Here is a 17,181-nt window from a genome sequence, read left to right as displayed (position 1 = left end):
ATTTCCGCCCTCATCCTGGCTCCGACGCGCATTTCTCTTCAATTCCGCAGCAATACCGGTCACCATGAGACCATGAGCGACCCCGCCTTCGAATATGCCCCCATCGGCCTCGTGGAATTGGAAAACCGCGTGATCCGGCGCTGCAACCTGTATTTCGCCAAGATGTTCGGCGGCGAGGAAGAGGACTATCGCGATATGCCTCTTTTGCATCTCTACCCCAGCCAGGCAGATTTCGAGCGCATCGGCGCGCGCAGCCTGACGGTGATGCGCGAGACCGGCTATTACTCGGACGAACGCATCATGCGCCGCCGCGACGGCGATCTGTTCTGGTGCCGGGCGCGCGGCAAATCGCTGACACCTGATGACCCGTTCCGCCACGGGATCTGGAGTTTCTCGGACATTTCCGAGGATCGCCCGCTGGTTGAACTGACCCCGCGCGAGCGGGATGTGGCCATTCTGTCCTGTCGCGGGCTGTCGGCGAAAGAGGTCGGCGCGGAACTGGGCCTGAGCTATCGCACCATCGAAGCACATCGCGCGCGCCTGCTTGAGAAATTCGGCGCCCGCAAACTGCCCGAACTTGTGGCCAAATTGTCCGGGATGCCGCTGTGATGGCACTTTCCCCTCGCAATACATTGTATCAAGCCCCATCTAGCGCGGGGACAGGGCGCTTTTCATGGCCGACGGCTTGGCCTATAACGCCGCGTAAAGTTGAGGTCCCAAGCACAACAAGGACCAAGGGGAACGTCGAGGACTCGTATGACAGACAACAAACACGAAGCGGACGTGGCATTCATCAAGGCACTGGCCGAGTTGCTGCGCGACAATGACCTGACCGAATTGCAGGTCAAACGCGATTATGGCGACGAGGACAGCCTGAACGTCCGCGTCAGCCGCATGGGTCCGGCCGTGGCCGCTGCGCCTGTCCAGGTTGCCGCCCCTGCGGCCCCCGTTGCGGCCGCCGCAACACCCGAAGCCCCTGCCGCTGCCGAAGACCCCGCCAGCCATCCCGGCGCCGTGACCTCGCCCATGGTGGGCACCGTCTATATGCAGGCCGAGCCCGGCGCTCCGTCGTTTATTACCGTCGGTGCCACTGTCAGTGAAGGCGACACATTGCTGATCGTCGAGGCGATGAAGACCATGAACCAGATCAGCGCGCCCAAGGCCGGAATCGTCAAACGGATTCTGGTCGAGGACGGCGCCGCCGTGGAATTCGGAACCCCTCTGGTCATCATCGAGTAAGGCGGTCCCATGTTCGACAAGATCCTGATTGCCAATCGCGGCGAGATCGCCCTGCGCGTGATCCGCGCGGCCCAAGAGATGGGGATCGGCACGGTTGCCGTGCATTCCACCGCCGACAGTGACGCCATGCATGTGCGCATGGCCGACGAGTCGGTCTGCATCGGCCCCGCACCCAGCCCGCAAAGCTACCTTTCGGTGCCTGCGATTATTTCTGCCTGCGAGATCACCGGCGCGCAGGCGATCCACCCCGGTTATGGGTTTCTGTCTGAAAACGCGGCCTTCGTGCAGATCGTCGAAGATCACGGCATCACCTTCATCGGCCCCACCGCCGAGCATATCCGCGTCATGGGCGACAAGATCACCGCCAAGGACACGATGAAGGATCTGGGCGTGCCCTGCGTCCCCGGTTCCGACGGCGGCGTGCCCGATCTGGAAGCCGCCCAGAGAATCGGCGCCGAAATCGGCTATCCCGTCATCATCAAGGCAACGGCCGGTGGCGGCGGGCGCGGCATGAAAGTTGCGCAGACCGCCGAGGATATGGAAACCGCGTTCCGCACCGCGCGAGCCGAGGGCAAGGCCGCCTTTGGCAATGATGAGGTCTATATCGAGAAATACCTGACCACGCCGCGCCATATCGAAATACAGGTCTTTGGCGATGGCAAGGGCAAGGCGGTGCATTTGGGCGAACGTGACTGCTCGTTGCAGCGTCGCCACCAGAAGGTGTTCGAAGAGGCCCCCGGCCCCTGCATCACCCCCGAAGAACGCGCCAGGATCGGCAAGGTCTGCGCCGACGCGGTGGCCAAGATCAACTATATCGGTGCCGGCACGATCGAGTTCCTCTACGAGAAGGGCGAGTTCTATTTCATCGAGATGAACACCCGCCTGCAGGTGGAACACCCGGTGACCGAAGGCATCTTCGGCGTCGATCTGGTGCGCGAACAGATCCTTGTCGCCGCCGGTGAGCCGATGTCCTTTGGCCAAGACGATCTGCGGATCAACGGCCACGCTATCGAGGTGCGCATCAACGCCGAACGGCTGCCTAATTTCGCCCCCTGCCCCGGCAAGATCACCGCTTTTCACGCGCCCGGGGGCCTGGGAGTGCGGATGGATTCCGCGCTCTATAATGGTTACTCGATCCCCCCCTATTACGACTCGCTGATCGGCAAGCTGATCGTACAAGGCCGCGACCGGCCCGAAGCGCTGGCGCGTCTGCACCGGGCTCTGGGTGAGTTGATCGTTGACGGGGTCGACACCACGGTACCGCTGTTCGACGCGCTGCTGCAGGAACCCGACATCCTTAGCGGTGACTACAACATTCACTGGCTGGAACATTGGCTTGAGACCAATCTGGGCGCGTGACCGGGACACCCGGTCATGACCCTGTCGCCTGAACTGCTGCTGCATGGCTATTCCATCGGGATTTTTCCGATGGCCGAACACAGGGAAGACCCGGAAATTTTCTGGGTCGACCCGAAACTGCGCGGTGTCTTTCCACTGGACGGATTCCACATCTCGCGCTCACTGGCGCGCCGCCTGCGACGACAGGATTACCGCATCACCATCAACCGCGCCTTCGAGGCGGTCGTCGATGGCTGCGCCGACCGAAGCGAGACCTGGATCAATGCCGAACTTCGGTCCCACTACCTGACACTGCATCAGCGCGGCGACGCCCACTCGCTCGAGGTGTGGGACGGGCACCAGCTGATCGGGGGGGTCTATGGCGTGGTTCTGGGGGCGGCGTTTTTTGGGGAAAGCATGTTCTCGCGCCGCCGTGATGCGTCAAAACTCGCGCTGGCCTATCTGACGGATCGCCTGGTGCAGACCGGGTTTCAACTGTTCGACACGCAATTCCTGACCCCGCACCTTGCCTCACTGGGCGCGATCGAGATTCCGCGATCAGATTATCATGCAATGCTGGCAAACGCGGTCACGTCGCAGGCAGAGTTCTGCGTGCCACTCGACCAGTCCCCTCAGGGCGTCATACAGCGGATCACCCAGACGTCGTAACGGGCATGATCCAGCGCGTTCAGCGCCGGTGAACTGGCGATCATCCAGCCATCAAATAGTGCCTCGGACTTGCCGGTTTCCCAGATCGTGAGATAGGCAAATGCATCGCCAGTGGGGTTTTCAACCGGAAACCTGCAATCCCCCAAGGCCACATCAAGACCGAAGAGCTGACCGGTCTCGCCATTGCGGATGTCCACGTCCACGGTCTGACCGTTCACCTTGTCCAGCCCGCGCAGCACCCCGCCGGTGCCCGAGGTCACGGCATCCTGTGCCATCGCGCCCTGCGTCAGCAGACCCAGCGCAAGAGCCGCCGCGCGGATCACCCGCCGCTCCCGTCACCGGCGACGAATTTAACCAGAAGCGAGATCAGGCTGACCGCACCCTGGGTATCTTCGATCTGATCGCCTGCCTCAAAATAGAAGGGCGAGCCGCCCGGCATGATCTCGACGAAATTGCCGCCCAGCAGCCCCTCTGACGAGATCACTGCGGCGCTGTCATCGGGCACCTGGATCTTGTTGGCGACTGTGAACGTGGTGTCAGCCCGATAACTCTCGGGGTTCAGGTCAACGCCGGTCACGGTGCCGATCTTGACACCCGCCAGACGCACATCGGTGCCCACCGTCACGCCCTCCAACGACCTAAAGGACGCGCCAAGCTCATAGCCCGCGCTGGAATTCGACAGGCCCGTGGCCTGGGTGGCATAGACGCCAAATGCGATGGCCGCAGCCAGCACGGCGCCGCCGACCACGATCTCTGTGGTGTTGTGGGTACTCATGAAAAAATCCGCCTATTCGGGGGTCCAGGCCTCGTAATCGCGCCGCTCGACCAGGTCCGTCCGGCGCAGCGAGCCTGCTGGCGCATAGGCCAGCGGCGTGCCGGTCAGGTTCTCCCGATGCGGCTTTTCCCAGGTCTTGTGGTTGAGGGGTTTGTCGGTCGGAGGCTCATCCCAGGTGCGATGAAGCCAGCCATGCCAGTTCGGATCAATCCGGCTGGCCTCGGCCTCGCCGTTGAAGATCACCCAGCGCTGACTGTCATCGGCGTTGTGATAGAACACATTGCCTTCGTCATCCTCGCCCACCCGGATGCCCTTGCGCGACGTATAGATACGGGTGTTCAGGGTCGACCCGTTCCACCAGGTGACCGCGCTCAGCAGAGTGTTCAGGATTCCCATACGTGCCTCCGGCATTGCTGTCTCCGCAGATATGGACCAAAGGCGGACTGAGGTCCAGTGGAACCGGGGTTAAGCGCTTATTGCGGCAGCGCTGCGGTGACCTCGATCTCAATTCGGTCCATTGGTGTGATCAGATTGCATTCGATGACCGTTGCCGCAGGCGGATTGTCACCAAAAGCCTCTACCAGCAGCGGCCAGCAGAGTTCAAATTCCGTCATGTCCGGCAGATAATAATTCACCCGGACCACATCGGCAAAGCTCGCCCCGGCCTCGGCCAGGGCCTCTCTGATTGCGGCCAGGGAGGATTTGCACTGGCCGACAATGTCTTTGGGCACGTCATCGCCCTGGGCGCATGTTCCGGCGACAAAGACAAAGCCGTTTGCCACAACGGCGCGACAGTAGCCGACCTTTTTCTCGAACTCTCCACCCGAATGAATTCGTCTGATCATGTAACGCCTCCAGATAAAAAAACGGCGCGGTCAATGCCGCGCCGTGATTATCATACCGTTTTAGTTCAGCCTGCCGTCGCCGGTTCCTTGTCCGCGTCGGCATAGATCATCAGCGGCTGCGCCTCCGAGGTCACGGCCTCTTCGTTGACCACCACCTTTGTCACATGCTCCATCCCCGGCAGATCGAACATGGTATCGAGCAGAATGTCCTCGAGGATCGAGCGCAACCCGCGCGCACCGGTCTTGCGTTCGATGGCCCGCTTGGCGATCGACTTGAGTGCATCGTCGGTGAAATCCAACTCGGTATCTTCCAGCTCGAACAGGCGCTGATACTGCTTGACCAGCGCGTTCTTGGGTTGGGTCAGGATGGTCACCAGCGCGTCCTGATCCAGATCCTCCAGCGTCGCCAGCACCGGCAGACGCCCGACGAACTCCGGGATCAACCCGAATTTCAGCAGGTCTTCGGGCTCCAGCTCCTGGAAAATCTCGCCCACGCCACGGTCATCATTGTCGCGCACATCGGCACCAAAGCCCATGGCCGAACCTTTGCCGCGCTGAGCGATGATCTTGTCGAGGCCAGCGAACGCCCCGCCGCAGATGAACAGGATGTTGGTGGTGTCCACCTGCAGGAATTCCTGCTGCGGATGTTTGCGCCCGCCCTGAGGCGGCACACTTGCAACGGTGCCTTCCATCAGTTTCAGCAGCGCCTGCTGCACCCCTTCGCCCGAGACATCGCGGGTGATCGAGGGGTTTTCCGACTTGCGGGTGATCTTGTCGACCTCGTCGATATAGACGATGCCGCGCTGTGCGCGCTCGACATTGTACTCGGACGCCTGCAACAGCTTGAGGATGATGTTCTCCACATCCTCGCCCACATAACCGGCCTCGGTCAGGGTGGTGGCGTCGGCCATGGTAAAGGGCACATCCAGAATCCGCGCCAGCGTCTGCGCCAACAGCGTTTTGCCGCAACCGGTGGGGCCGATCAGCAGGATGTTGGACTTGGCCAGTTCGATATCGCCGCCCGCCTTCTGGGCGTGGTTCAATCGTTTATAGTGATTGTGCACCGCAACCGACAGAACCCGCTTGGCGGTGGCCTGACCGATCACATAATCATCAAGCACCCCACAGATGTCTTTCGGTGTCGGCACACCGTCGCTGGATTTCAGGCCGCTGGCCTTGGTTTCCTCGCGGATGATGTCCATGCACAGCTCGACGCACTCATCGCAGATGAACACGGTGGGCCCCGCGATCAGCTTGCGCACTTCGTGCTGGCTCTTGCCGCAGAAGCTGCAATAGAGCGTGTTCTTGCTGTCACCGCCTGAATTCGTCGCCATGCTTTACCTTTCGGGCTCCGTCTTCGCCGCCACTTGTCGCAGCAGCTTAGGCCAGCGCACCGGCCTTCACAATCGCAATTTGCTTCCGCTCACGGCCTTCTCTTGCCGCGCGCAGCCTTACGCCTCGTCGTCGCCAACCTTGGCCCGGCTGTCGACGATTTCATCGATATGACCCCAATCCTTGGCCTCTTCCGGGCTCATGAAATTGTCACGGTCCAGCGCCTTTTCAACCACTTTCTTGGACTGACCGGTGTGCTTGACATAAATCTCGTGCAGCCGGTCCTTCAGCTTCTGGGTTTCGGCCGCATGGATCATGATGTCGCTGGCCTGTCCCTGATACCCGCCCGAGGGCTGGTGCACCATGATCCGGCTGTTGGGCAACGAGAACCGCATCCCCGTTTCACCGCCGACCAGCAGCAGCGATCCCATCGAGGCCGCCTGACCGATCACCAGCGTCGAACATTTCGGCCGGATATACTGCATCGTGTCGTAGATCGAGAGGCCACTGGTCACCACACCACCGGGCGAATTGATGTAGATCGAGATTTCCTTGTTCGGGTTCTCGGCCTCAAGGTGCAGCAGTTGGGCGACCACCAGATGGCTCATCCCGTCATGAATCGGCCCGTTGATGAAAATGATCCGCTCCTTCAACAGGCGCGAAAAGATGTCGTATGCCCGTTCGCCCCGGCTGGTCTGTTCAACGACCATGGGCACAAGGGTATTGGCGTAAGTATCAACGGGATCGAACATGGAAGACCTGCCTGCTCTTGAAGGGTGCGCCGGAACGATACCGGGGCCGGGTTACCCGAGTCTTAGTGTCGGCGCCGGGGGGCTGCAAGGGGTGGCGGCCCGATTGATCGCGCCTTGCCGCCCCTGCCCGGCGATCAACCCGCAGAGTCGGTTTGGAACTGCGCGCCGGATCCCGGATTTATTGGCCATGATGATCGAACCCCGAATGGCAACCTGTGTGGTCTTTGAATGTTGGGGATTCCGCCCGCCGCCGCGCGCCCGTTGAGCGCCTTGCATTGCAAAGACGGAAGCGCTTAAAGATAGGGCAATTGAGCAGAAATGGAGACGATGATGACCCGAGTATTGGTAATTGGGCTGATGACCCTGACCCTGGCCGCCTGCGAAACCGCCAAAGGCGCTGGACGTGATATTGAAAAGGCCGGTGATGCGATCACGAACACCGCAACCGATGTTCAGGAAAACCTCTGACCGGGGCGATCCGATCACAACATATAGCAGGGGCCCTGCCGCAACACCGATACAAAAGGCGATATCACACAAGATATTGTTGATTTTGGCGCACCGAACCGATATCTGACAGGTACAGGTGCATAGACGCGGTACGCATCAACTGACGACGGGGCTTGCTTGGATCACCCAGGCAGGCCCCGTTTCTTGTTTTCGTTGAGGAATTAGAAAAGGCGCCAGGTGCTCAGACGCGGTCCTTGCATGCGCCCTTGCGGACGCCCCTGACGCCTTGCCGATCCATGGCAACCCGAGGGCCGCGTCCGAACCAGTCACGACCGCCCCGAAGAGCCGCCGCTGTCGGACACCGCCCGAAGGCTTCGCCCGACGCACACCGACTGTTTGAAAAGCACGCCCTCCGCCCCAGGTCCTGAGACCCTTCGCGACTGGCGCACTCCCGGTAAGCCGCTGACATATCAGAGTAAAACCGAAGCCCTATTCTGACCCGCCATGACCCCCTGGCCGCTGCGCCCTGCTTCGTTCCCGAAGGTCCGCTGCAGTAAGGAAACTGTTACAAAACCCGCTCGATCGGGCAAGAAAATAGCACTGCAGCATGACATTTAGACGGGGATAACCTGTAGATATCCGCCGGGACAGACATGTGGAAAACTCCAAAAACCGCGCCGCGCAAATCACCTTGCGAGGGGAAAACAAAAAACCGGCACAGGTCGGTGAATTTCGAACGTTTTCTGCACCTGCACAGGCCATTCAAATCCGGTGCGCCCCGACTCAACCGGCTATGCCCCCATTTCCACCCGATTTACAGAACAGAGATTCGCGGCTGCCCATGTTGCACCGGACTGTGCCGGGAGCATTCGGCTGAAAGAAGATGGTGGGGCGGAGCCGATCATAAGCGGAGAACTTGCCGAATATCCGTTCCGATGAATAACGAACCGGGTATCGCGACGCTAACCCCCAAACTCGCTAAAGGTCCGCCTGCCGCCTCCGCCCCTGCCCCGGTTTGAACCGGGACCCCTGGGTGCTGCCTTGGCGAGGGTCCCGCTAAAGATCCGGGAATGACATCCCCGCCAGGGTCTGACGCATCAATTCACCCGTTCAAGAACCGTGCTATATGTGATGCCACTGCGCAGGCTCCGGAAATCGGCATAGATCTTGCCGTCCTCATAGGTCGCGTCGATCAGACCGTTCACTTCGCGATCTTGTCCGGGCAGGCTTTCCACCATTGCGATATTGCCCGAGCTGTCCAGACTGATCGTGCCGGTCATCTGACCTTCGTTCCACTGATCCGAACTGGTGCGGCTCCACTTGCTGGTGCCCCAGAACACGTTGTCCTGCTGCTCCCTGATCTCCATCACCCACTCGGATTCGTTGAACCGCGGCGCACCATCGCTGCGCTCATTGGGCAGGGCCGCAACCGTGTGGCTGCCGCTCCAGGTGCCGCGCAGATCCGGGGTGTCGCTGGCAAAGGCGCTGGTGGCCATTGCGAGCGTTCCGGCAAGGGCTGCCGCACCTATGGCTTTGATCCGTGTCATGGTTTCCTCCTCTTCCTTGGCGTCTGTCAGTATTCAAGGTTGGGAGGGGCGGCGGCGTTTGCAATCTGTGGATGTCGATATGAACGGATCTTAACCCGGCCTTCATGCCGGGCGCGTCACGTCCAGGCCAGCGCCGCGCCCAGCAGAACAAACCCGATCCCCGCCACTTCGCGGGTCGAGAAGCTCTCTCCGAAATAGAGCAGCGAGGCCCCGGCGATCAGGATCACCTCGGCACCCAGAATGGAGACATAGATGAGGCCCAGCCGTTCACTGCGCAGCGCCGTCATTTCCAGCAGCGCGCCCACCATGATCGCCGCGATGATCAGCAGGGCGATGCCCGGACCGGGTGCACTCCACCACAGTTTCATACCGATCATGGCAAGGGCATAGAGACCAGCCGAGCCGAGGGCGATGACAGGGATCATGGACATCTCGGCACCTCGCTGACTGGTTACGTAGGGTCAAGCGTAGCAAAGGGGACGAGGCTTGGCTGTAATGTGGGTCACAACCGCAGATGGGTGGTGCATAGGGGCGCTAACGGCTGTCCAGCAGAACTGAGGGCCGCGCCGACCTTTAGGGGCGGGTGGACCCGGCCCGGTGGTGTCGCCGGGCGGGTGGATTGTCTATCGACTCAAACTACCGCCGAAACCGATCTCGAGTTTGCCATCAAGCCGTTTCCCCGAACCAGAAACCGTCGTCCTCGTCTTTTGACTTCTTTCGGCGACCAGCAACAATCGCATCCCAGATATCAAGGGTTTCTCTAATCATAGTATTGAGATCATCATAAGAAAAAACTGGCTCGCCAGCATGAAACTCAGGGGTGATGCCCACGGCACCCTCTTTATCCTGCCAATAATTTAAGTGCACTAAATCGAAGTCAGAGAACGCAGGATCATAGTCCACTATCATATGGAAGTTCAGTGAGAATACAAAATCCAAACCGCGTCGCGTGAGCGCCCCAGACTTCCTAAAATCTGTAGAAGGGATGCAAGGTCGCCCGTCAACTTCCAAAACCAAAGGATCGGCAGTACGAATATAGGTGTTTTCTGCCACCGCAAACGATTTGTGGTGCTCAATCGCAGCACGGGCGACGGAAGTCTCGCCAAAATCCAGAAGTGCCCGAGCCCTGAGAAGGTTTTGTTCTCTGTCGCGTTGAGCCCTCTTACCACCCTTTGGCAACGTCTGTTCAAACGTAGCTATGATTTCGTCTTTTGACGGTCTCGGATGATCCGGAAACAAAGGATCGGTAACGCCAAGCAACATCGCGATGTTGCGTCGCGTAGGTTCTAAAGAATGTGGCGGAACGAAATCTTGCTTCCGTTCAAGCATACTCCAGCGAGCTTCCACGGGGAGCGTCGCAGAGTTAGCCAGATCCGTAACCGGCAATTGGCGCTTCGACATAGTACCTTACCTCATCTTCTGCCGAAAAGTTATTAGTTTTTCTTGCCTTAGAGTCGTAAGGTACTAGTTTTGTTCTCGTAGCACAAGAGACGATCATTTCGTCGGTAATACGCATTCCAAGCGCGCCACCAGCCTTTGCTTGGGAAACGGTTGACGCCCAAGCGCCGCCTTTCTTGTGTGAAAGCTCCACTAGCTGGAACGCATTCATTTTGGATAGGTCTGCAACGGTAGCCGTTATGATCTGCCTTTGTTGGAAATCGGCAATACCATCCAAATACACCGGCTGTTTTGTAAACGGATCACGACCCTCAGCTTCGTGTTGAATTGGATTACCCCCGAAGCCCTTGAATGCTCGGTAGACGATTGGATGGACCGGTCCATAGTCCCATGCTTCGAAGTGACCCGACATGAGACGTTCTCTTCGTGCCAGCAAATAGTTGCTGTGGCAAAAGAACAGAATCTTCTGCAACTCTAAGTTGGTTGTATCCAAGCCGAGGTGTTTTCGCGTCTTCAAAATGAAGTTGGCGACAACCCTTGGATCATTATTTCGCTCAGCCATCCATCTTCAGTGCGCTAATAAATGCTTCTTGAGGTATATCAACCTTCCCGAACTGGCGCATCTTCTTTTTCCCAGCCTTCTGCTTGTCCAGCAGTTTGCGTTTGCGCGTGGCGTCGCCTCCGTAGCATTTCGCGGTCACGTCCTTGCGAAGCGCCGACAGCGTCTCGCGCGCGATGACCTTGCCGCCGATGGCCGCCTGGATCGGGATCTTGAACATGTGGCGCGGGATCAGGTCCTTGAGCTTTTCGCACATGGCACGGCCCCGCATCTCGGCCCGGTCGCGGTGCACCATCATCGACAGCGCATCCACCGGCTCGTCATTCACCAGGATCGACATCTTGACCAGATTGTCCTCGCGATATCCGGTCATGTGATAGTCAAAGCTGGCATAACCCTTGGTCACCGATTTCAGCCGGTCGTAGAAGTCGAACACCACCTCGTTCAGCGGCAGGTCATAGACCACCATGGCGCGCGTGCCGGCATAGGTCAGGTCTTCCTGGATGCCGCGCCGGTCCTGACACAGTTTCAGCACGTCGCCCAGGTATTCATCCGGCACCAGAATGGTGGCCTTGATGCGCGGCTCTTCCAGATGATCCACCAGCGTCATGTCGGGCATGTCGGCGGGGTTGTGCAACTCGGTCATGGCGCCGTCGCGCATGAAGATGTGATAGACCACCGACGGGGCGGTGGTGATCAGCTCGATATCATATTCGCGCTCGATCCGGTCGCGGATGACCTCAAGATGCAAGAGACCCAGAAAGCCGCAGCGGAAGCCAAAGCCCAGCGCGGCCGAGGTTTCCATTTCAAAGCTGAAGCTGGCGTCGTTGAGTGCCAGCTTGTCGATCGCATCGCGCAGGTCCTCGAATTCCGAGCTGTCGACCGGGAAGAGGCCGCAGAACACCACCGGCTGCGCCGGTTTGAAGCCGTCCAGCGCCACCTCTGTGCCGTTGCGGTCATTGGTGATGGTGTCGCCGACGCGAGTGTCGCGGACCTGTTTGATCGAGGCGGTGAGAAAGCCGATCTCGCCGGGGCCAAGGCTGTCGACCATCTCCATCTCGGGGCGGAAGACGCCGACGCGGTCGACATGGTGCAGGGTGTTGTTGGACATGAACTTGACCCGCATGCCCCTTTTCAGCGTGCCATCCATGATGCGGACCAGAACGATGACGCCGAGATAGGCGTCGTACCACGAATCCACCAGCATCGCCTTGAGCGGCGCGTCCAGATTGCCTTTGGGCGCGGGCAGATGGGTGACGATGGATTCCAGCGTCGCATGGATGCCCTGCCCGGTTTTGGCGCTGACCTGAATGGCATCGGTGGCGTCGATGCCGATCACATCCTCGATCTGTTCGGCGACGCGGTCACAATCGGAGGCGGGCAGGTCGATCTTGTTGAGCACCGGCACGATCTCGTGATCGGCCTCGATGGCCTGGTAGACATTCGCCAGCGTCTGCGCCTCGACCCCCTGGGTGGAGTCGACGACCAGCAGCGACCCCTCGACCGCGCGCATGGACCGCGAGACCTCGTAGGCGAAGTCCACGTGTCCGGGGGTGTCGATCAGGTTCAGCACGTAATGCTCACCATTGTCGGCGGTATAGTCGATGCGGACGGTGTTGGCCTTGATGGTGATGCCACGCTCGCGCTCGATATCCATGCTGTCGAGCAGCTGTTCCTTCATGTCGCGATCCTTGACGGTCCCGGTCTCTTGGATGAGCCGGTCGGCAAGGGTGGATTTGCCATGGTCGATATGCGCGACGATGGAGAAATTGCGGATATGGGCGAGGTCTGTCATGGGTTGGGGATATGGAGGGGAACGCGAGGCTGGTCAAGCGGGATCGGGCCTTGGGAACAAGGGCGCATAAGATGATACGATGAAGATTGCTGATGCGCGCTCGGGCCGCATCAGGGTTTTTCAGGATGGTCTGTGAAACTGCCCTCGGGACGACGCGTTGGAAATCTGGGATCAAGCCGCGTTACACCGATGTGGCCCCCCGCCGGGATAGGCTGCTACTGTTAGCAAGAGCCTGATAGGGACAATTGCAATGACCATCACCCGTACCGTCACCGCAACAGTCACCGGGCGTGTTCAAGGCGTCTGGTTTCGGGGTTGGACCCGGCAGGAAGCGCTGCGGCTGGGGCTGGAGGGGTGGGTCCGCAATGAGGTTGAAGGGTCGGTTATGGCCTGCCTGTCCGGGCCTGCAGAGCGAGTCAGCGAGATGGTGGCACTCTTGCACAAAAGGCCGCCTGCGGCGCGGGTCGATGCGGTAGAGGTTCGAGCTTCATCCGCTCCGACGACACAAGGGTTTGTTGTTTTGCGGTGAACTGCCCGGGTCGTTGCACGTTACAGGGCCGCTTCCTGTCGCCAAGATGACACCCCTGCGGCGACAAGGGCGTTGATCGGCGAATCACTTTGCGACATACTCTTTGTTAATTCGAATGGGGGCAAACTCCGTCGTGAAGTTTGAGGTGCGAGATGAAGAAATTTCTGACAGTCATACTATGTGCGGGCAGTCTGGTCGCGATGGCACCATTGCCTGCGGAAGCCGGGGCGATCAGCAAGGCGTGCCGGGCCTCTGACCGGCCTGCCGCCAATACGCGGTTGTGCAACTGCATCCAGCGGGTGGCGAACCAGTCGCTCAGCGCGTCGGAGCGGCGCAAAGTGGCCAAATGGTTCTCGGACCCGCATGAGGCGCAGGAAATCCGCATGTCGGACCGCAGCAGTGATGAGCGGCTCTGGCGGCGCTACAAGGCCTTTGGCGCGCGAGCGCAGAATTCCTGCCGCTGACCGGGGCTGAGGGTGGACAGGGCGAGGCCTTTTCCCTGATTGCCGATCTGATTTCGCAAAACTTATACACTCGGCGCCCACCCGCCGGATTTTCTTGACGGGTGCGCGCCAAAGGTTAAGAAAACCGGAAACTGTGGGCGAAGAGAACATGCTGACCAAAGGCGTGACATTGCGCGGCCTCGAAGTATTCGAGGCGCTGGCGCGGACCGGATCGGTGGCGCAGGCCGCCGAGGCCACCGGGCTGAGCCAGCCCGCCGTCAGCCAGCAACTGCGCAATCTGGAAACAGCGCTGGGCGTCGATCTGGTGGATCACGGCAAGCGCCCCATGCGGCTGACCCCGGCGGGGCGGTCCTATCTGTCGCGCACCGAGGCAGCGCTGGGTGAGCTGCGGCTGGCGCAGAGCGAATTGACGGTGATGGACCTGAGCCATCTGACCACGCTGTCTATCGGGTTGATCGACGATTTCGACAACGACCTGACCCCACGCCTGGCCACCATGCTGGCCAACAGCCTGACGCAATGCCGGTTCAAGCTGATCACGGCACCCAGCCGCGAGATCAGCGCGGCGATGCGTGCACAGGACCTGCATATCGCGGTGGCCGCCAGCCCCGGCGAGCCGCTTGAGGGTGTCACAGAATACCCGCTGGTCCGCGACCCGTTCATGGTGGTGGCACCCAGGGGCATGATCTCGGACGATATGTCTGTGTTCGACCAGCTGCGTGACCTGCCCTTGCTGCGCTATACTGACGAGCAGCTGATCTGCCATCAGATCGAGGGCTATCTGTCCCGCCAGAACCTGCATTTCGAACATCGTTTCGAGATCGGCTCGCATCTGGCGCTGATGGCCATGGCCGGGCGGCGTCTGGGCTGGGCGGTGACCACGCCGCTGGGCTTCATGCGGGCGGGCCGGTTCCATGATCAGATCGAGGCCTTCCCCCTGCCGGACGCGCCTTTTGCCCGAACCATCTCGCTCTTCGCCGGGGCCGATTGGGCCGATACCGTGCCGCGCGATGTGGCGCAGATGATGCGGCGGCTGGTGCAAAGCCAGATGATCGACCCGGCGGTGGCGCAGATGCCGTGGCTGGGCGATCAATTCAAGGTCATCGCGGGATGAGTGGCAAGGCGCTCTCGGATCTCGCGCGGCGGACGCAGCAGGTCTATGAACGCAATGCCGAAAGGTTTGTGCGCGCGCGCCCCCGGACACTGGAGGAAAGGCCCTGGCTCGACCGGTTCGGCGCGCTGCTGCCCGATCGGGCCGACATCCTGGATCTTGGCTGCGGATCCGGCGAGCCCATCGCGACCTATTTCCTGGGGCTGGGGCACCGTGTCGTCGGGATCGATGCCTCGAATGCCATGATCCGCATCGCCCGGCAACGGCACCCTGAAGGGGACTGGCTGCTAGGTGACATGCGGACGCTGAATCTGGCCGGGCAGTTTGACGGGATCATCGGCTGGAACAGCTTTTTCCACCTGACGCAGGCTGAACAACGGGACGTGCTTCCGCGCCTGGCCCGTCACCTGCGCACAGACGGTGCGCTGTTGCTGACGGTGGGGCCCGAAGCGGGCGAGGTTGCCGGTAAAGTCGGGAATGACCCGGTGTATCACGCAAGCCTGTCGCCACGGGAATATGCCGACATTCTCGCAGAGCAAGGTCTGCAGATCGTGGCCTTCACCCGGCAGGACCCCGAGTGCTATGGAATGACCGTGCTGCTGGCGCAAAAGCGGGGTTGATTATCCCCCTCGCAGGGAGTGTTGCAGACCCCGCGCGCCCCGCTCAATCAGATCAAGCGCCTGATCGAAATCGCGCGTGTAGTAGGGATCGGGTACGTGATCCATACCGGTTTCGGGGGCAAAATCGGTCAGCAAGTGCACCGGCGTCGCGTGTCCCACAGGGCGCTGCGCCTCGATATCGGCCAGGTTGTTTGCATCCATGGCAATGATCAGGTCGAACCGTTTGAAATCCGCGCCCGAGAACTGGCGTCCCCGCAAATCCGACATGTCGATCCCGCGCGCCCTGGCCGCCGCCTGCATCGGCGCATAGGGTGGCTTGCCCACGTGCCAATCCGATGTTCCGGCACTATCGGTATGGGCCTCGGGCATCAACGCTCGAAACACGGCTTCGGCGGCGGGCGAACGGCAGATGTTTCCAAGACAGACAAACAGGATACGATGGGTCATGGGCACGGCTCCTTTGCCGGACAGAAATAGACCAGAAAGACCGACATGGAAAAGATGGTGATCCTCACCGGGGCAGGAATTTCCGCAGAAAGCGGGCTGGGCACGTTTCGCGACGAAGATGGCCTCTGGGCGCGGCACCGGATCGAGGATGTGGCCACACCCGAAGGGTTCGCGCGCAATCCCGAACTCGTACACGCCTTTTACAACGCGCGCCGGGTGCAGGCGGCCACAGCCAGACCAAATGCGGCGCATGAAGCGCTGGCACGGTTGCAACGAGACTGGCCGGGCGACGTGGTGATCGTCACGCAGAACGTGGACAGCCTGCACGAAGCCGCCGGATCCCAGCGCGTGATCCACATGCACGGCACGCTGGCGGGCGCGCTCTGCGCTGAATGCGATCACCGCTGGCAAGCCCAGCCCGAGATGCAAAGCGGACAGCCCTGCCCGGTCTGCCAGGCCACCGCCGGGCGGCCTGATGTGGTCTGGTTCGGCGAGATGCCCTATTTCATGGACGAGATATTCGATCACCTGGAAAGCGCCGATCTCTTTGCCGCAATCGGCACCTCGGGTCAGGTCTATCCGGCGGCAGGCTTCGTTCAGGAAGCCCGCCGCGCCGGTGCCGCAACGGTAGAAATCAACCTCGCCCCCTCGGACGGAGCCTCGGCCTTCGATCAGGTACTGACCGGTCCCGCGACCAGGGCAGTCCCCGCTTGGGTGGACAGGTTACTGACCAAAGGGCGCTGACCGGTCCGGGCAAGGCCCCGGACCGACGTGCGGGCGACGGCCGCAGCGCGGCCCGAGCCCGCGCGTCCCCGGTTCAACCGCCGCTGTGGGTCTGGTGCTTCATGCCGCCATGTTCGGGTTTGCGTTCCAGATCGACAGGGATGTCAACCTGCACCTCTCCCGCCCGCTCGAAAATCAGCGTCACAGGAACCGTATCGCCGTGTTCCATCGGCTGGGTCAGCCCCATGAACATCACGTGATCGCCGCCCCGCTGCAAAGCGTGGCTCTCACCCGCCGGTATCTCAAAGCCCTCTTCCACATGGATCATCTGCATCACGCCATCACCGCTTTCGCGATGGGTGTGCAACTCGGCGCGCGACGAAATGTCAGCGGCAACGCCGATCAAGCGATCATCCTGATCGGTCTCATTCACGATCACCATAAAGGCCGCGCCGGCTTTGGCGCTTTTACCCGACGACCGGGCGTAAGCATCTTCGACGCTGATACCACCCGCGATCGCGGTGCCGGTCATGGCAACAATTGCAGGAACGGACAGGAGCAGAGATTTGAAAGACATGTCGTCTCTCC

General features: G+C 60.6%; 23 protein-coding genes. 10 read left to right on the top strand and 13 right to left on the bottom strand.

What is annotated here, in order from left to right:
* Positions 1–72 precede the first annotated feature (72 nt).
* The 4 genes from M3P21_RS07845 (at position 73) to aat (ending at position 3,246) form a co-directional block, all read left to right on the top strand.
* Positions 73–609 (top strand): helix-turn-helix domain-containing protein, encoded by a 537-nt coding sequence (locus M3P21_RS07845; RefSeq protein ID WP_249708521.1) that lies wholly within the window; start codon positions 73–75, stop codon positions 607–609.
* Positions 610–756: 147 nt separating this feature from the next.
* Positions 757–1,239: an acetyl-CoA carboxylase biotin carboxyl carrier protein gene (gene accB / locus M3P21_RS07840; protein ID WP_249708519.1), complete on the top strand. Its 483-nt coding sequence runs from the start codon at positions 757–759 to the stop codon at positions 1,237–1,239.
* 9 nt (positions 1,240–1,248) lie between these two features.
* Positions 1,249–2,598: an acetyl-CoA carboxylase biotin carboxylase subunit gene (gene accC / locus M3P21_RS07835; RefSeq protein WP_249708517.1), complete on the top strand. Its 1,350-nt coding sequence runs from the start codon at positions 1,249–1,251 to the stop codon at positions 2,596–2,598.
* 15 nt (positions 2,599–2,613) lie between these two features.
* Positions 2,614–3,246 carry a leucyl/phenylalanyl-tRNA--protein transferase gene (gene aat, locus M3P21_RS07830; protein ID WP_249708515.1) on the top strand — a complete coding sequence of 211 codons (633 nt, stop codon included), beginning with the start codon at positions 2,614–2,616 and terminating at the stop codon, positions 3,244–3,246.
* On the opposite strand, the gene M3P21_RS07825 is transcribed toward aat, so the two are convergent.
* The 6 genes from M3P21_RS07825 to M3P21_RS07800 all read right to left on the bottom strand — a co-directional run bounded on the left by M3P21_RS07825 (position 3,210) and on the right by M3P21_RS07800 (position 6,950).
* Complete coding sequence (locus tag M3P21_RS07825; protein WP_249708513.1) at positions 3,210–3,569, bottom strand: DUF2155 domain-containing protein; 360 nt, start codon at positions 3,567–3,569, stop codon at positions 3,210–3,212. The genes aat and M3P21_RS07825 overlap by 37 nt on opposite strands.
* On the bottom strand, positions 3,566–4,021 hold the full coding sequence (gene mlaD, locus M3P21_RS07820) for an outer membrane lipid asymmetry maintenance protein MlaD (protein ID WP_249708511.1): 456 nt from the start codon (positions 4,019–4,021) through the stop codon (positions 3,566–3,568). Before mlaD ends, M3P21_RS07825 begins: the two co-directional genes overlap by 4 nt.
* Before the next feature lie 12 nt (positions 4,022–4,033).
* A complete protein-coding gene (locus M3P21_RS07815) occupies positions 4,034–4,417 on the bottom strand; it encodes an NADH:ubiquinone oxidoreductase subunit NDUFA12 (RefSeq protein ID WP_249708593.1) in 384 nt (127 codons plus the stop codon).
* A gap of 77 nt (positions 4,418–4,494) precedes the next feature.
* Entirely contained in the window at positions 4,495–4,866 is a 372-nt protein-coding gene (locus tag M3P21_RS07810; RefSeq protein ID WP_249708509.1) for a Rid family hydrolase, read from the bottom strand.
* A 65-nt stretch (positions 4,867–4,931) separates the two neighbouring features.
* Positions 4,932–6,200, bottom strand: a complete 1,269-nt coding sequence (gene clpX, locus M3P21_RS07805) for an ATP-dependent Clp protease ATP-binding subunit ClpX (protein ID WP_249708479.1) — start codon at positions 6,198–6,200, stop codon at positions 4,932–4,934.
* Between the two features lie 117 nt (positions 6,201–6,317).
* Positions 6,318–6,950 carry an ATP-dependent Clp protease proteolytic subunit gene (locus M3P21_RS07800; protein ID WP_249708478.1) on the bottom strand — a complete coding sequence of 211 codons (633 nt, stop codon included), beginning with the start codon at positions 6,948–6,950 and terminating at the stop codon, positions 6,318–6,320.
* 318 nt (positions 6,951–7,268) lie between these two features.
* On the opposite strand from M3P21_RS07800, the gene M3P21_RS07795 reads away from it, so the two are divergent.
* The gene (locus M3P21_RS07795; RefSeq protein ID WP_308445927.1) at positions 7,269–7,418 is read left to right on the top strand and encodes an entericidin A/B family lipoprotein; all 150 of its coding nucleotides are present in this window, start codon (positions 7,269–7,271) and stop codon (positions 7,416–7,418) included.
* Between the two features lie 1,079 nt (positions 7,419–8,497).
* On the opposite strand, the gene M3P21_RS07790 is transcribed toward M3P21_RS07795, so the two are convergent.
* From M3P21_RS07790 to lepA, 5 genes are all read right to left on the bottom strand, one after another.
* Entirely contained in the window at positions 8,498–8,947 is a 450-nt protein-coding gene (locus M3P21_RS07790) for a hypothetical protein (RefSeq protein WP_249708476.1), read from the bottom strand.
* A 116-nt stretch (positions 8,948–9,063) separates the two neighbouring features.
* Positions 9,064–9,378: a hypothetical protein gene (locus M3P21_RS07785; RefSeq protein WP_249708474.1), complete on the bottom strand. Its 315-nt coding sequence runs from the start codon at positions 9,376–9,378 to the stop codon at positions 9,064–9,066.
* Positions 9,379–9,613: 235 nt separating this feature from the next.
* Positions 9,614–10,348, bottom strand: coding sequence for a type VI toxin-antitoxin system SocB family DNA replication inhibitor toxin (gene socB, locus M3P21_RS07780; protein WP_249708472.1), 735 nt, complete (start codon positions 10,346–10,348; stop codon positions 9,614–9,616).
* Positions 10,311–10,907, bottom strand: coding sequence for a type VI toxin-antitoxin system SocA family antitoxin (gene socA, locus M3P21_RS07775; protein WP_249708470.1), 597 nt, complete (start codon positions 10,905–10,907; stop codon positions 10,311–10,313). The genes socB and socA overlap by 38 nt, the downstream gene beginning before the upstream one ends.
* Positions 10,900–12,699: a translation elongation factor 4 gene (gene lepA, locus M3P21_RS07770; protein WP_249708468.1), complete on the bottom strand. Its 1,800-nt coding sequence runs from the start codon at positions 12,697–12,699 to the stop codon at positions 10,900–10,902. Before lepA ends, socA begins: the two co-directional genes overlap by 8 nt.
* 250 nt (positions 12,700–12,949) lie before the next feature.
* Here lepA and M3P21_RS07765 point away from each other — a divergent pair, with 250 nt between their 5' ends.
* The 4 genes from M3P21_RS07765 to M3P21_RS07750 all read left to right on the top strand — a co-directional run bounded on the left by M3P21_RS07765 (position 12,950) and on the right by M3P21_RS07750 (position 15,423).
* The gene (locus M3P21_RS07765; RefSeq protein ID WP_249708453.1) at positions 12,950–13,228 is read left to right on the top strand and encodes an acylphosphatase; all 279 of its coding nucleotides are present in this window, start codon (positions 12,950–12,952) and stop codon (positions 13,226–13,228) included.
* Between the two features lie 152 nt (positions 13,229–13,380).
* The gene (locus tag M3P21_RS07760) at positions 13,381–13,692 is read left to right on the top strand and encodes a hypothetical protein (protein ID WP_249708451.1); all 312 of its coding nucleotides are present in this window, start codon (positions 13,381–13,383) and stop codon (positions 13,690–13,692) included.
* A gap of 148 nt (positions 13,693–13,840) precedes the next feature.
* Positions 13,841–14,806, top strand: a complete 966-nt coding sequence (locus M3P21_RS07755) for a LysR family transcriptional regulator (RefSeq protein WP_249708449.1) — start codon at positions 13,841–13,843, stop codon at positions 14,804–14,806.
* A complete protein-coding gene (locus M3P21_RS07750) occupies positions 14,803–15,423 on the top strand; it encodes a class I SAM-dependent methyltransferase (RefSeq protein ID WP_249708447.1) in 621 nt (206 codons plus the stop codon). Before M3P21_RS07755 ends, M3P21_RS07750 begins: the two co-directional genes overlap by 4 nt.
* Here M3P21_RS07750 and M3P21_RS07745 read toward each other — a convergent pair whose 3' ends face one another.
* Positions 15,424–15,870 carry a low molecular weight protein-tyrosine-phosphatase gene (locus M3P21_RS07745; RefSeq protein WP_249708445.1) on the bottom strand — a complete coding sequence of 149 codons (447 nt, stop codon included), beginning with the start codon at positions 15,868–15,870 and terminating at the stop codon, positions 15,424–15,426.
* 45 nt (positions 15,871–15,915) lie between these two features.
* Between M3P21_RS07745 and M3P21_RS07740 the strand changes: the two genes are divergently transcribed.
* A complete protein-coding gene (locus M3P21_RS07740; protein WP_249708443.1) occupies positions 15,916–16,614 on the top strand; it encodes an NAD-dependent deacylase in 699 nt (232 codons plus the stop codon).
* Positions 16,615–16,687: 73 nt separating this feature from the next.
* Here M3P21_RS07740 and M3P21_RS07735 read toward each other — a convergent pair whose 3' ends face one another.
* Positions 16,688–17,170, bottom strand: a complete 483-nt coding sequence (locus M3P21_RS07735; protein WP_249708427.1) for a copper chaperone PCu(A)C — start codon at positions 17,168–17,170, stop codon at positions 16,688–16,690.
* Positions 17,171–17,181: the final 11 nt, after the last annotated feature.

Source organism: Ruegeria spongiae (genome assembly GCF_023502395.1).
In the GTDB taxonomy this organism is placed as follows: Bacteria; Pseudomonadota; Alphaproteobacteria; order Rhodobacterales; family Rhodobacteraceae; genus Ruegeria_C; species Ruegeria_C spongiae.
The sequence above is the reverse complement of the archived record's forward strand: the minus strand, read 5'-3'. Positions and strand labels throughout refer to the sequence as shown.

What these genes read in the sequence shown, in the direction of transcription:
- M3P21_RS07845 (WP_249708521.1), top strand. Translation starts at nt 73, where the DNA reads ATGAGCGACCCCGCCTTCGAATATGCCCCCATCGGCCTCGTGGAATTG.
- accB (WP_249708519.1), top strand. Translation starts at nt 757, where the DNA reads ATGACAGACAACAAACACGAAGCGGACGTGGCATTCATCAAGGCACTG.
- accC (WP_249708517.1), top strand. Translation starts at nt 1,249, where the DNA reads ATGTTCGACAAGATCCTGATTGCCAATCGCGGCGAGATCGCCCTGCGC.
- aat (WP_249708515.1), top strand. Translation starts at nt 2,614, where the DNA reads ATGACCCTGTCGCCTGAACTGCTGCTGCATGGCTATTCCATCGGGATT.
- mlaD (WP_249708511.1), bottom strand. Translation starts at nt 4,021, where the DNA reads ATGAGTACCCACAACACCACAGAGATCGTGGTCGGCGGCGCCGTGCTG.
- M3P21_RS07815 (WP_249708593.1), bottom strand. Translation starts at nt 4,417, where the DNA reads ATGGGAATCCTGAACACTCTGCTGAGCGCGGTCACCTGGTGGAACGGG.
- M3P21_RS07810 (WP_249708509.1), bottom strand. Translation starts at nt 4,866, where the DNA reads ATGATCAGACGAATTCATTCGGGTGGAGAGTTCGAGAAAAAGGTCGGC.
- clpX (WP_249708479.1), bottom strand. Translation starts at nt 6,200, where the DNA reads ATGGCGACGAATTCAGGCGGTGACAGCAAGAACACGCTCTATTGCAGC.
- M3P21_RS07800 (WP_249708478.1), bottom strand. Translation starts at nt 6,950, where the DNA reads ATGTTCGATCCCGTTGATACTTACGCCAATACCCTTGTGCCCATGGTC.
- M3P21_RS07795 (WP_308445927.1), top strand. Translation starts at nt 7,269, where the DNA reads ATGGAGACGATGATGACCCGAGTATTGGTAATTGGGCTGATGACCCTG.
- M3P21_RS07790 (WP_249708476.1), bottom strand. Translation starts at nt 8,947, where the DNA reads ATGACACGGATCAAAGCCATAGGTGCGGCAGCCCTTGCCGGAACGCTC.
- M3P21_RS07785 (WP_249708474.1), bottom strand. Translation starts at nt 9,378, where the DNA reads ATGTCCATGATCCCTGTCATCGCCCTCGGCTCGGCTGGTCTCTATGCC.
- socB (WP_249708472.1), bottom strand. Translation starts at nt 10,348, where the DNA reads ATGTCGAAGCGCCAATTGCCGGTTACGGATCTGGCTAACTCTGCGACG.
- socA (WP_249708470.1), bottom strand. Translation starts at nt 10,907, where the DNA reads ATGGCTGAGCGAAATAATGATCCAAGGGTTGTCGCCAACTTCATTTTG.
- lepA (WP_249708468.1), bottom strand. Translation starts at nt 12,699, where the DNA reads ATGACAGACCTCGCCCATATCCGCAATTTCTCCATCGTCGCGCATATC.
- M3P21_RS07765 (WP_249708453.1), top strand. Translation starts at nt 12,950, where the DNA reads ATGACCATCACCCGTACCGTCACCGCAACAGTCACCGGGCGTGTTCAA.
- M3P21_RS07760 (WP_249708451.1), top strand. Translation starts at nt 13,381, where the DNA reads ATGAAGAAATTTCTGACAGTCATACTATGTGCGGGCAGTCTGGTCGCG.
- M3P21_RS07755 (WP_249708449.1), top strand. Translation starts at nt 13,841, where the DNA reads ATGCTGACCAAAGGCGTGACATTGCGCGGCCTCGAAGTATTCGAGGCG.
- M3P21_RS07750 (WP_249708447.1), top strand. Translation starts at nt 14,803, where the DNA reads ATGAGTGGCAAGGCGCTCTCGGATCTCGCGCGGCGGACGCAGCAGGTC.
- M3P21_RS07745 (WP_249708445.1), bottom strand. Translation starts at nt 15,870, where the DNA reads ATGACCCATCGTATCCTGTTTGTCTGTCTTGGAAACATCTGCCGTTCG.
- M3P21_RS07740 (WP_249708443.1), top strand. Translation starts at nt 15,916, where the DNA reads ATGGAAAAGATGGTGATCCTCACCGGGGCAGGAATTTCCGCAGAAAGC.
- M3P21_RS07735 (WP_249708427.1), bottom strand. Translation starts at nt 17,170, where the DNA reads ATGTCTTTCAAATCTCTGCTCCTGTCCGTTCCTGCAATTGTTGCCATG.